This is a genomic window from Pseudomonas putida, assembly GCF_016406145.1.
In the GTDB taxonomy this organism is placed as follows: Bacteria; Pseudomonadota; Gammaproteobacteria; order Pseudomonadales; family Pseudomonadaceae; genus Aquipseudomonas; species Aquipseudomonas putida_E.
Window position 1 is genome coordinate 3,671,352 of sequence record NZ_CP066306.1, and the last position, 12,609, is coordinate 3,683,960.

The 12,609-nt window shown below is 57.0% G+C and carries 13 protein-coding genes; 8 read left to right on the forward strand and 5 right to left on the reverse strand.

Annotation, left to right across the window (positions count from 1 at the left end):
* Positions 1-75 precede the first annotated feature (75 nt).
* Complete coding sequence (locus JET17_RS27520) at positions 76-204, reverse strand: hypothetical protein (protein WP_256127447.1); 129 nt, start codon at positions 202-204, stop codon at positions 76-78.
* Between JET17_RS27520 and JET17_RS16885 the strand changes: the two genes are divergently transcribed.
* The 7 genes from JET17_RS16885 to JET17_RS16915 all read left to right on the forward strand — a co-directional run bounded on the left by JET17_RS16885 (position 203) and on the right by JET17_RS16915 (position 7,181).
* Positions 203-1,180 (forward strand): TIGR03756 family integrating conjugative element protein, encoded by a 978-nt coding sequence (locus JET17_RS16885; RefSeq protein WP_012315172.1) that lies wholly within the window; start codon positions 203-205, stop codon positions 1,178-1,180. The genes JET17_RS27520 and JET17_RS16885 overlap by 2 nt on opposite strands.
* Entirely contained in the window at positions 1,180-2,535 is a 1,356-nt protein-coding gene (locus JET17_RS16890) for an integrating conjugative element protein (protein WP_012315173.1), read from the forward strand. Before JET17_RS16885 ends, JET17_RS16890 begins: the two co-directional genes overlap by 1 nt.
* Positions 2,532-2,837 (forward strand): hypothetical protein, encoded by a 306-nt coding sequence (locus JET17_RS16895; protein ID WP_012315174.1) that lies wholly within the window; start codon positions 2,532-2,534, stop codon positions 2,835-2,837. Before JET17_RS16890 ends, JET17_RS16895 begins: the two co-directional genes overlap by 4 nt.
* 9 nt (positions 2,838-2,846) lie before the next feature.
* Positions 2,847-4,385, forward strand: coding sequence for a conjugal transfer protein TraG N-terminal domain-containing protein (locus tag JET17_RS16900; protein WP_012315175.1), 1,539 nt, complete (start codon positions 2,847-2,849; stop codon positions 4,383-4,385).
* Positions 4,386-5,202: 817 nt separating this feature from the next.
* The gene (locus JET17_RS16905; protein ID WP_012315176.1) at positions 5,203-5,568 is read left to right on the forward strand and encodes a DUF3085 domain-containing protein; all 366 of its coding nucleotides are present in this window, start codon (positions 5,203-5,205) and stop codon (positions 5,566-5,568) included.
* 115 nt (positions 5,569-5,683) lie between these two features.
* Positions 5,684-6,157: a hypothetical protein gene (locus JET17_RS16910; protein ID WP_052293025.1), complete on the forward strand. Its 474-nt coding sequence runs from the start codon at positions 5,684-5,686 to the stop codon at positions 6,155-6,157.
* Positions 6,158-6,242: 85 nt separating this feature from the next.
* Positions 6,243-7,181: an ArdC family protein gene (locus JET17_RS16915; protein WP_012315177.1), complete on the forward strand. Its 939-nt coding sequence runs from the start codon at positions 6,243-6,245 to the stop codon at positions 7,179-7,181.
* A gap of 86 nt (positions 7,182-7,267) precedes the next feature.
* Here the strand turns inward: JET17_RS16915 and JET17_RS16920 are convergent, their stop codons facing one another.
* Both JET17_RS16920 and JET17_RS16925 read right to left on the reverse strand, forming a co-directional pair.
* The gene (locus JET17_RS16920) at positions 7,268-7,633 is read right to left on the reverse strand and encodes a histone-like nucleoid-structuring protein, MvaT/MvaU family (protein ID WP_012315178.1); all 366 of its coding nucleotides are present in this window, start codon (positions 7,631-7,633) and stop codon (positions 7,268-7,270) included.
* A gap of 126 nt (positions 7,634-7,759) precedes the next feature.
* Complete coding sequence (locus JET17_RS16925) at positions 7,760-7,954, reverse strand: hypothetical protein (RefSeq protein ID WP_012315179.1); 195 nt, start codon at positions 7,952-7,954, stop codon at positions 7,760-7,762.
* A 219-nt stretch (positions 7,955-8,173) separates the two neighbouring features.
* On the opposite strand from JET17_RS16925, the gene mobH reads away from it, so the two are divergent.
* Entirely contained in the window at positions 8,174-9,883 is a 1,710-nt protein-coding gene (gene mobH / locus JET17_RS16930) for a MobH family relaxase (protein ID WP_012315180.1), read from the forward strand.
* A gap of 192 nt (positions 9,884-10,075) precedes the next feature.
* Here mobH and JET17_RS27585 read toward each other — a convergent pair whose 3' ends face one another.
* Entirely contained in the window at positions 10,076-10,774 is a 699-nt protein-coding gene (locus JET17_RS27585; protein ID WP_307606309.1) for a DUF3320 domain-containing protein, read from the reverse strand.
* 388 nt (positions 10,775-11,162) lie between these two features.
* The gene (locus JET17_RS16945; protein WP_012315182.1) at positions 11,163-12,476 is read right to left on the reverse strand and encodes an OprD family outer membrane porin; all 1,314 of its coding nucleotides are present in this window, start codon (positions 12,474-12,476) and stop codon (positions 11,163-11,165) included.
* Between the last annotated feature and the right edge of the window lie 133 nt (positions 12,477-12,609).

Here is a 12,609-nt window from a genome sequence, read left to right on the forward strand (position 1 = left end):
TCCGAGCCGTTCTGCTCAGTAAAAATCGGAAAGAGCACATTTGTACTCATATGGCAGTTTGCTCATCTCGCGCCGCTAAATCGAGCGCCCGACGAAACCGATCACCCCGGACTCGGTTTGTCCGCCCTCCTCCAGCACCGGATCCGGGATGCTGAAACTTGGCGCACGGATGCACACCGCTGCCACCTGCCGAGCGTTGCCCATGAACGTCACCGCCGTCACCCGAAGCAAAGCGCCGAAACCCAGAACGGCTCGCCGTGGTCGAGCCTTCACCGCGGCAGCTCTGCTGGTCGCCGCCGAGCAGTGCATGGCATTGACCACGCCTACCCTTATCGCCTCCGTCGGGTCGCTGCAGTGCCTGGAGTACCGAGTCGTCGGAATCTGCTACTGGCTGCTCTGCACGCCGTTCGGCTGCACCGTGCGTATCTCACCGAAGATCCGTCACTTCATTCCCGAGCTGGTAGTGTCGAGCTATGCCGATACCGGCGCCAATCCTTGGAGCGAAATGTCAGGGCTGTCGGCACCGACGCCGGCCTCGCAAGGGGGTGGCAACCTGATTACGCCCTCGCCGCAGCGCGACAACCTGCCCAGGTTCAAGAATGTCGACGGCATTGGCCATCCCGGCGGTGCAGCCCTCACAGCTTTCGCGCATACATTCGGTTATGCCTGCCCAAGCGGAGCCGTGCCCTTTGCGCCCTACTACCTCAGCACGCTCGACCCGCTGGCTTGGCGCCAGGCCGTTCCCGAATCCGTATACCCGCAGGCGCTGGTTCCGGGAATGCGCGAGATCGGCAACCAGGCACTCGGGGACATGTGGGGCAGCGTGTATCCGCGCCACGGTTTTCTGGTGCAGCCCGATGACTTCAAGGCAGCTGCCGTGATGGCCCAGCGCGCCAGCGACTTCATTACCCGCGTCGGCCAGCCGCACGTTTATCTGCCGCTGCAGCCGATGTCGGCTCCTGGCTACTGGCCGCCGCAGCCGGTGATGGAGAACAACGTCAAGAACCACCGCTGGCAGTTGCTGGTCCCGGTGATCCAGAACACCTGCGCCATCTTCCCTAGCCCAACGATCCAGAGCGCCGACGGCGCCTACGCCTGGTCGCTGTGGCGGCCCTACCGCTGCTGCCAGCGTATGGGCCAGACGTTTCTGTTCAGCATCGACTTTGATGGAGGCCAATGATGAACAACCTCGCGCTCGGGTTGGTGTGCTTCCTAGTTTGTGCTGCAGGCCATGCTGCAGAGAACGGCTACCACCTTGGTGCCCAGGCTCCGGTCCTAGATGACCGCGTGATGTACACCATCGGTGGCGGCTCAGCTGCCGGTGCGCCCTCCTCGCTCTACCGCCCCAATGGCCTCGGCGTCGGCATGTCCTGGCGGGCCAACATGATGTGCGGAAACATGAGCCTCTCGAACACTCTGCAGAACCAGCTCAATGGCGCCACCCAGGGTTTCCAGCAAATCATGGGGAACGTCATCCAGAACGCCACACAAGCGGTCATGTCGCTGCCGGCAATGATCATCCAGCGCGCCAACCCCGGGCTGTACGAGCTGCTGAGCAACGGCGTGCTGCAGGGGCGCATCGACTTTGACCGTTCGAAGCTCACCTGCCAGGCGATGGCGGCGAAGATGGCCGACAAGGTGGATCAGGCCGGTTGGGGGGCACTGGCGCAGAACCAGGAAATGCAGCACAACCTGGAGCAGTCCGACGGTGATGCCGTTACGGCGGTAAAGGACACCGAGTCCAACAACGGCAACAACGGCGTCAGCTGGATTGGCGGGCAGAAAGCCGGCGGCCATGGCCAGGCGCCGATCCGGGTGACCTCGGACGTGGTCAAGACGGGTTACAACCTGCTGCACAACCGCTCGGTCGAAGACACCTCGACCGTCGGCTCAAGTTGTCAGAATGGCGCGATTTGCCAGGCTTGGTCGAGCCCCGACGAGGCTGCTGAGTGGGCCACTCGAGTGCTCGGCGAAACCGAGGTAAAGACCTGTAACGATTGCGAGACGCTGCGCGTGAGCGCGGGCGCCGGTCTTACGCCACTGATTCAGGAAACCTACACCCAGCACCTTGAGGGCTTGCAGCGCATGTTGTCAGGCGCTGAGGAACCCACCCCAGAGAACTTGGGCAAAGTCTCCAGCCCGTTGCTGCAGGTCTCACGCGGCGTCATCGAAGGCCTGCGCGATGACCCCGACCAGAACCTACTGGCCCGACGTTTGGCCAGCGAGACCGCGTTGTCGAGCGTGATCTACAAGGCAATGCTGCTGCAGCGCACGTTGCTGGCCGGCAGCCATGAACCCAATGTGGCGTCGGCGCAGCCCGCCACTACCGCCCTCAACAGCAACGTCGAAACGCTGGAGCGCGAGATCCGCCTGCTGCAAACCGAGTTGCAGGTGCGCCAAGCGCTGGCCACCAATACCGCCAGTCTGGTCCTCGATCGTCACGCCGGCGGCGCCGATGCCTCACGCAATATCGACCAGCGCGATCCACGCCCAGACCGCCTGCAGCGAGCGGATCAGGGAAGGAGCACGCCATGATGCCGTTTTCTGTGAGGAGCTCGGTCGTTCGGGGCCTGCTGATCCTCGGCGTCGTGATGGTCATGTTGCTGATTGCCTGGGTAGCGCTGCAACTGAGCGGCCCCCAGCTGGATTGGTTCGAGGAAGCACAGGGGCGTACGCCCTATTTCGCCTACTGGCGAACCCTACTGTACACCCTGATTTTCGCCGGCTGGACCGCGGCACTCCGCTTGCGGTCGCGCCCTGATGACCAGCACCGGCTCTTGCGCCTGGGCCTTATCGGATTCAGCTCGATCATCCTGGTCGAACTCTCGCGTGTGTGAGTTGCAGCCATGAACATGAGCACCAACAGTTACCTCGAGTATTACCTGTCGCTGCTGGCGTGGATCATCAACAACGGAATCTGGAACACACTGGCGGACACTGGGCTGTTTGCCGCGCCGTTTGGCGCGATCATCCTGCAGGAATGGTTGTCGGCCCGCCAACAGGGGGCCGATGAGGGCAACAAGGGCTTACTGTCGATCCCCCGCGTCGAGAACCGGCTGTGGATGAGCTACGTCGTCATCCTGTTTGGCTGCATGCCGTTTTTCCCGTTGAACCTTTCCTCCGTGACCTTCGAGGATGCGGCGAGCCAGCGCTGTGGCGTGTCGATGGCCAAGCCCGCCGACACAGCCTGGGGAACCACCTTCAATACCATCGGCGAGAAATCCGCCAACGTGCCGGTGTGGTGGTACCTAGTGCATGCCATGAGCAAGGGCATCACCGCCGCCGCCACGGCGTCGATCCCCTGCGCACCCGACATTCGCGCGATGCGGATGGAGATCGACAGCTCGCGGATCAATGACCAGTTACTACTGCAGGAGGTCGCCGATTTCACCCGCGACTGCTACGGTTTTTCACGCTCGCGGCTGTTTACCAACCGCCCTGAGCTGGACGAATCGCAGAGCTACGATGCGTCCTGGATCGGCTCAACCTACTTGCTCGACACGCCGGGTTACTACGACACGGATCGCTCGCGCACGCCACGGGTTGATTGGCCGTATGACGAGACGCGGGATACCTCTCTGCCCCGATTGGACAACGGTGCGGGTTACCCAACCTGCAAGCAATGGTGGAGCGATGCCACGGTGGGCTTGCGCGACCGCCTGGTCGCCGAGGTCGATCCCAATCTGCTCACGCAGTTGCGCGGCTGGCTGACCGGGCGCAGCTCGACCGAAATCGAAGATGCCACCCTCCGTGAACTGGTGAGCCCGCGCCAGCAGTCATTGAGCATGGCGCCTGGTCAGGTGTTCCAGGACTACGGCAGCAGTGCCCGAGGCGGCTCGTTGACGCAAGGGCTCAACAACCTCGCCACCAACACCGGCCTGGCCCTGGGCTCGTTCAGCAACTTCCCGGCAATGAATGCGCTACGCGCTGCTCTGCCAATGGTGCAGGCCTTCCTGATCATGGGCACGATCATCAGCCTGCCGCTGGTGCTGCTGATCAGCACCTATCAGCTCAAAGCGCTGATGACGATCACCTTCGCGCTGTTCACCCTGCATATGCTGACGTTTTGGTGGGAGCTGGCCCGCTGGATCGACTCGAGCATGCTCGACACGCTGTACCACCAGGTCTCTGTCACGGACCAGGCGCTTTTAACATTACCAACGGCAGGCTTCATGGATGGGACGGTCACTGCGCAAGTCATCGAGTATGTGATGGGAGTCATGTTTGTGGTGTTGCCGATGTTTTTCCTCAGCGTGATGAGTTGGGCTGGATATAACGTGGGCAGTGGCGTTCAAACTCTCTTAACGCGCGCAACGGAAGGAGCTCAGGCACAGGCTGAAAAAGGAACATCGCAGCTAATGTCGGCAGCCCGAAAATCGAAATGACTGATTACCTCGGGGCCCCATTGTCATCGTACATTTCTGGATACCTGAGATGATGTCGAGGGTGACTCATTTCATGTATCCCAGGTTGCCTATCTGTACTAATAGGCAGCGCCGCGATGGTCCACAGGGCAACCATTCCGATCGCCAGGAAGAAAGCGACTGATGCGACAGCAAGCAAGAGAATCAACTTAACAAGTTGCATGCCGACCCGGCGATACCTAAGCGGCACCTTCGCCAAAATCGATGAGTGCAATACGCTGGTTTCTAGCTGATTGACCAATCGTCCCGCTCGACCTGCGGCACGAATCAAGTACTTGCCGAAAGGAGTACGGCTGGGGCTTGAAGAAGCTGGGGCCGTCATTTTCGTACCTCCGTTTACTACGTCGTACTCGCGGCCAAACCGCTACAGATAATTTGGATCCAAGCTTAGCTTACTCCTCTCCCGCAGTTTTCCATGACCGTTGATCACTTGGTTTACGCTGCTGATCGCCAGTGGCACTGCATGGATCAGCTCACCGCACCCTTCTAAAAATCATCATTGACGCTACGCCAACTCGCTTGATACACCGGACCTGCAATCACTGGAAATCCAGCACCCCAGGTGGCCTCAACCTTCAAGGCCACGTCACTCCCGTGATGGTTGTCCCAAGGGCGATTAGCGTTCGGTGGCTCGCCCGGTTGCCGCTCCCGCGGTGATGAGCGCCCTTTCACATCGGCCTCACTGAGCCCTGCTCCGTTGAAGCTCCTTTTCCATTTCCGTGCTGGGAATTCTTCCCGCATGGGTGGCATTCCTCCGCACTGCCTGGAGGAAATCACCATGTTGCGCTTCACAGGAACTGAACTTCACGCTGTGTTGGCCGAAGCCGGCATCAATGGTTGCAGAGTGATACTGGTCAAGGATCACGGTGTCTACCTTATGTCCGAGATCGGCGAAAGCAAACCGGATGGCAACGGCCGTAAACGCGTGGCCTATGCCACTGGCTGCAACCCTGAGGTCGACGAATTTGATGCCTGGTGGAATCGAGCCCGCGATGAGTTCGGCGGCGATGATTTTGCCGAGTACTTCGACATTGACGATCCTGTTCTCGCAAGTCTTCGAGGAACAGCAGGATCGCTGGTGATTGAGGCCACCTCCACGCACTTGTACATCGCTGCCGAGGTTGCCCTAACTGGCAAATCCTGAGCGTTCTAGAGACACAGGCGATGTTCCAGAGAAGCACGATTTTGTGCCTCTCTGGGATATCGCTCATTTCAATCTCCACGCCAACAGCAACGAGCCACTCATCTGAAGTTTTGGGATGGAAAACCTTCTCTGGAAGCGGCTGGAAACTCGACCTGCTAGGCAGTCTGGATTGGGCATTGACCCCACAAGCAAGCGCGTTTTAATGCCTGGACACGCCCTGTTTTTAGTGAGGGTTGTGGCGATGGAACTAACCCAGGAGGCACAAGTGTCCAGGAATAACCGCTCCTTTCCCGCCATTGTCCTGAGCCCTGGGGTATGGCAATTCATCGCCGAGGTTGGTACTGCTACTGATGCAGTCGCGCAATCAGAACAGCGCTTGCAAGCCGTACTGGGCATCGCTCTGGCTTCGGTAGATCACCAGTTGCGCCAATCGCGCGAGTTGCTACTCGATCATGCTTCCCAGCGCGACTCACGCTCCTCGACGACAGCCACTCAGTTTCAGGTAACTCACATCACGCCAGAAACCGGCCCTGTTTTTCTGCACATCCGGTTGCCACATGAGATCGGTGTGGACATCTCGTCGGCCTGAACACCCGCACTACCACTGTCCATTTACCCCACCGGGAACCCTTCCCGGCCGGGCAGCGTTCCCCCTTTTTGCACTGGAGAACGTCATGTCCGATATCTACCTGGACGTCACCAACAAGATTGTCAACGCCCTGAATCAGGGGGTGATCCCGTGGATCAAGCCCTGGACCACTACAGGCTTGCAGAATGACTCGCCTTTTCCCATCAACGCGATTACCCGACGTCCCTACGCCGGCATCAACATTCCACTGCTGTGGGCCGAAGCCCGCCTGCGTGGGTACCGCCAGGATCTCTGGCTCACCTACAACCAGGCGCGCAAGGCCGGCGGCCATGTGCGCAAGGGCGAGCAATCGACCCTTGCGGTGCTGTACAAACCCATGAGCAAGGAAGCGCACGACGAAGAGGGTCAGGTCGTCCGCGATGAGCAAGGTAATATCAAGATGGTGCAGTTCGCGCTGCTGCGGACGCATTGCCTGTTCAACATCGAGCAGACCGAGGGACTTCCCAACGAAGAACAGCCATGGGATGAGAGCATAGATTCGACAGCGTTCATCGATCATGCCCCCGCCGAGCAACTGCTGATCGCCAGCGGCGCACGCATCGAACACCGTTACGGCGATAGCGCATGCTATCTGCCGATTCGGGATCTCATCCAATTGCCCACCAAGGCCCAGTTCGTGGACGTCGGCAGCTACTACGCAACCGCGTTACACGAACTGACGCACTGGTCGGGTCACCACGCCCGCCTCAACCGGGAAGGCATCACGGGCGGGCATGCGTTCGGCTCTGCGGCGTACGCCTTCGAGGAGTTGGTCGCGGAGATGGGCGCAGCGTTTCTCTGCGCCTTCACCGGCACCCAGGGCGAGTTGCGCCACGAGGAGTATCTGGCGTCCTGGTTGAAAATCCTCAAGGAAGATAAACGCACCATTTTCCGCGCCAGCGGTCAGGCACGTGAGGCGTCCGAGTACCTGTTAGCGCTGCAGTCGGATCAGGCCAGCGAGACGACCGAACGGCTAACGGCGTGACTTTTCACTTCAAATAGAAAGGCCCCAACCGGGGCCTTTGTTTTGCCTGCAACGCCGAGCATCGGCCGCTGCAATTGAGCTAGCGATTACTGCAGCCAGCTCTCGACGGTATCCGAGCCGTGTTCCTGCTTCCACTGCTTGAGGATCTTGTGGTTACCGCCCTTGGTTTCAACGACCTCACCACTGTGCGGATTCTCGTAGCGCTTGACCTCGCGCGGCTTGCGCTGAGCGCCAGTGGAGGCGGAGGCAGCACTCACACTCACACCTCTGGATGGGTCGAGAATGGTGATGACTTGGCGCAGGCTCATGCCGTACTGGTCCAGCAAAGCCTTGAGCTTTTGTTCAAACTCGATTTCCTGCTTCAGGCCGGAATCGTTTTTCATCGCGTCCAGCTGTTGAAGTTGAGCAGCCAGTTGAGCTTCCAGTGCTTTGAATTCGGCAAGTTTGGACATGTGAAATCTTTCCTAAGGTTGGGGCATGTGGGGCAATAGTACCTTAGGCAAAAGTACTAGCCGAGCGTTAATTAGCTCTTCATCCAACTTTTCATCCTTCAAATATGCACATATCTATGTGACTAATCAGTCCGGCAAGAACTGGCAAAGGTGACCCACTAATTCACGAGGCGCAGCACTGTTGCCGATCTTGAAAAGCATATCGCGCTGACTGCGTGGCAGCTGTTTCGCACAGCGCTTGGCTGCTGATCGAATGGCAGCATCGGTACCATGAATCCGGTCGGCCAGTAGCACGATCAATATGGCATCGCTCAACGTCATCAGGCTACCTTCCCCCAAATAATACCGGATAGTCTACCTCGCGAAAAAAGGACAGGCCATGCCGGTCCAGCCCATAACTCGATGCGCCAGGCTTCAAATTTTCGCGTTCGCGAAAAGGGCCTACAGGGTAAAGGGTAACGGCGGCAATGGAAGGGGCACAAGGGTAAAAGCTCTATCCGAAAGGCAAAAGGACCTTCTGAACGTAAAGCAGGTACCACGATGAAACGCAGGTGGTTCAAACGTAAAAAAGGCAATGCTGCAGAGCCCACGCTCGCTCCATCGCCTGAGGGATATTTCCTTCCACTGGCCCCTGAATCCCTGCTCTGTGCCGACCACCGGAAAAAGCTGTTGGAGCGCATCTGGCAGTACACAGCGCTCTCCGAGCCTCAGTTTGAACAGCTCTACCTTGATCCGATCCGCCGTTACGCCGCCTTTGTACAGCAACTCCCCGCCAGCGAAAGCCACCACCATGCCTACTCGGGCGGCATGCTCGACCATGGACTAGAATTAGTGGCCTGCAGCCTGAAGCTGCGCCAGTCGTACCTGCTACCCAGCGGCGCTGCGCCAGAAGACCAGGCCGCGCAGGCCGATGCCTGGAGCGCGGCGATTGCCTATGGCGCCCTGCTCCACGACATTGGCAAGATTGCCGTCGACCTTCAAGTGGAGTATCAGAGTGGGGAGGTGTGGCACCCCTGGCACGGCCCTTTGAACCAGCCCTACCGCTTTCGCTACGTGACCGGTCGCGACTACAAACTTCACGGCGCCGCTGCCGGGCTGCTGTACACACAGATATTGACGCCCCGCCAGCTCGACTGGCTCAGCAACTATCCAATCCTGTGGGGCCACCTACTGTTTCTGCTGGCCAACCACTACGAGCACGCCGGCATCCTCGGGGAACTGGTGATGCAAGCTGACCGGGTCTCCACTGCGCAGAACATCGGCGCCAACCCCACCAAGGCCCTTCAGGCACCCAAACACTCGTTGCAGCATCACCTGCTCACGGGCCTGCGTCACCTGGTCAAAAACGAGTTCAAGCTCAACCAGCCCGGCGCGGTCGGCTGGCTTACCCAAGACCATCTGTGGCTGGTCAGCAAGACCGCCACCGACAAACTGCGCGCCTTTCTGTTAGCTCAGGCGGTGGATGGCATCCCTTCCTCCAATATCGCCCTGTTCGATGAGCTGCAATCACATGGGCTGGTGGATGCGACACCAGGAGGCAAAGCGGTATGGAGCGCCACCGTAACAGACGATGTCTGGCAACAGCGCTTTACCTTTCTCCGCCTGCAGCCAAGTCTTATTTGGGCCAATGAGTCGAGGCCGGACTGCTTTGCAGGCACGGTAGAACCGATGATGGACGGTCCACTACAGACCAGCGAAGCCAAGACAGTTAGGCCGCAAACTGCTGAAGATGAGAAGCAGCCGGTCGCCTCTCCCCAAAGTCAGGATTTCGACTATCTCGAGGATTTGATGAACATGTTGCAAGAACCGAGCGAGCTCGAAACTGGACCAAGCGCGGGAAACCTGCAATCCACCGCTCCGCCATCCAAGGATGCCGAGGGGCTGGACTTCCTCGATTGGCTGCGCAAAGGGGTTCTCAATCATCGTTTGGTGGTCAACGACAGCAATGCCAAGATCCACACCGTAGACGGCACATTTTTCCTGGTCACCCCGGGCATTTTCCAACGCTACGCTGCCGAACACCCCGAGTTAGCCGAAGCAGACCCTCAAAGCGACGCATGGCGACGAATCCAACGTCACTTTGAAAAGCTGGATGCTCATCTAAGAAAGCCCAATAGGCAGAATATTTGGACTTGCAAGGTTCGAGGTCCTCGCAAAACAAGCTTATTAAATGGCTACCTCCTGCGAGAGAAAGCAGCCATATCTCGAGAGCCACCAACGGACAACCCATTCCTCACATTGATTAAATAAAGCAGCGGTGGAGCCTCCTTAAGTGCCCAGGGTTTGAACAATTCATACCCTGAACACATCAACCTAATCTTCCCCGCGATGACGAATAGCGTTCTCGATCCGCAAGCGGCCTGCGTGTGCGAGCCTCATAACACCGGCCTCTCTAGCAACGGCGTGGATCAAGGCTTCAGCCGCGTGCCCTTTGGTCTCCATTTAACCCACAAGTGCGGCCAATTCCTGCAAGCAGATTTCTACAAGGCTACGTACAGAGTCATCGTCACCAGGACGACGGAATACGACCGCCGAATCTGATTGGAGGCTGGCAGGCCAGAAGAACGTGCCCAGTTGTTCCTCCTCATGTGCCCTGAAATGAGCATGCGCAAGCTGATCGACACGATCTCGGATCCGCGCTCCTGTACGCACCCAGCCATGCGCTCGAGCAATACGCCGAGCTAAGACACTGTCCAATACGGGGCCTTCTTCATTTTTCATGGCATCGGATGGATCGATGGCGTCCAGATTGAGCGAGTTCAAGGTGATTCGGGAGAACGCCACACTCAGGATCGGTAATTCCTCCACGTGGCCAGTTGAACTGTTGAGCACATTATCGAGCGCCGTTACGATCACCAGATCATCAGGCAGGATCGCCAACAGCTCGCGAGCTACCCGCAGAGCGCAGCTACAAACGTAGTCTTGGTGCAGCTCGTTGAATCGGCCAACCGGCATAGCCTTAGTCGACAGCTTTCCACTTTTCAGGAGTGATTTGATCTCGCTCGGGATGACATGAGACCCATGGATCGCCAGACGTGCCTCAAGCAAACCGGACTCGTGAACGATCAGCCCTGATCGCCAGCAAGACAAACAACAATCAAAGTCTTCCAACCCCAAAATGAAACCGCCTGGATCGTTCAAAACACAAACAACCAAACACTAACCCCTACTATTTTTCAGCAACATCCGCACCAACCTCAATCAGAGTGAACCTACCAGAAAACAGCCAATCTAGTGCTTCTTTATTCTAGCCAAAAGCTCAAACAACACTATCCGCGACCTACAAACCGTGAACAGCACTGAACACTTTAAGTTCAACACCAAAACCTCTCCAGGAGATTTAATAGGCGGGCCATCACAACCCTGAATACGTCGCGATTCCTCTGACTACTCTAGCCTTGAATGTTAAATTAGCGCCCCTACAACCAAGATAACTTATTGATACTTTACCACCTAGACACCACCCCAGACAAATCTTAACAAACAACGCACCTCACCACACTTGAAACACAAACGATAAAGCACTAACTCAAAACAACTCGACATTATAGCTCACCATCAACCGAAGCTGATTCTGATCTGGAGTTACTTCACTATTCAGCTCTCCATAAAGCAAGCCCAGACCTAAGCCCCGTAACGGCCCGCTTCGGACTGCATAGGTAAGTATAATGTCAGTTTCTCGCTCACGAAGTGAGCTACCAGCGAAACTCTGAATACCCTCTGAATCTTGGTGAGCAACAGTCACATTCAAGCCTGGGATACCCTTCGCTGCAAAATCGTAGCTATACTGGGCGATCTGTGTGTCTTGACCAGCACGACCAAAATATGACTGCAACCGCTCGGCGATCAAGTATGTACTTGCACCTCTCGCTCCAAGGTCACCGCTCAGGCTGCCCTGATTAAGGTGAACAAAATCACTGTCATCCGATACGCTCTGATACCCCAGCATAAAACTGTGCCCGCCAACAGCATAGGTAAACGCCAAGCTCCAAGTATCGTTATCGATCTCACCACGGTGGTCAGGAGTATATCCCGCTATCTGATAGCCTGGTTCACCGGCAGCATTGGCTCCGATACCACGCGAACGAAAGTAACGCAGATCACTCTTCAAGCTTCGCCCTTCGGTAACTTTCCAAATATGGGAAACACCCAGAAACTGTTGGCTATAGTAATCCTCTAGGGCGGCTTGATAATACTGGAGCAAAAAATTGTCCCGTGTTCGGTAGTCGACCCCTGCGAAACGGAAGTCATTACTCTGTCGCCGTCCTCCCGCAACAGCCATACCAGTACGATCAGCTGAAGCGACTCCTGTAACTTGGGTGATCTTACCTGCCGTTAGCGTAATATCGTCTAACTCGCGTAAAGTCACCATGCCCCCTTGGTAGGTCTGTGGAAGAGGTCGAGTATCGGTAAACACGAGAACGGGTAACTTAGGCATCAACGTACCAACGCGCAGATCGGTTTTTGATGCCTTAAGTTTTAGCGTCGCCCCAAATCGACTCCACTGGTCAGCGGCATGGTCACCGTCAGAAGTAAGTGTGGTACTACCCTGATGACGACCCTTCCCACTATCCAGCTTCACACCCAACAAGCCAAGAGCATCCACACCAACTCCAATTTTTCCATCGGTATAACCGGACTCATACAACAATCGAAAACCCTGTCCCCACTCCTCGGCCTTCGAGGTTCCGGCATGTCCCTCTCGATAGTCCGTATTTATATAGAAGTTACGCAGATTAAGATTTAGCTTTGAATCTTTCAGAAAAGCACCAAGTGCAGAGGGCGCGCAAGCAAAACCAATCAAGAGAGGCAACGGATACAAAAGACCTTTAACTACGCTCACAATATCACCCTTTTATTCTTGTTTTTAGAGCACTAACCTCATACCAGCAGCGCGATCACCACCAGGCGAGAGTTTTGTTTGCGACTCAACTAATCACGAACGGAATCTATATGGACATCTACTCATTGGACAG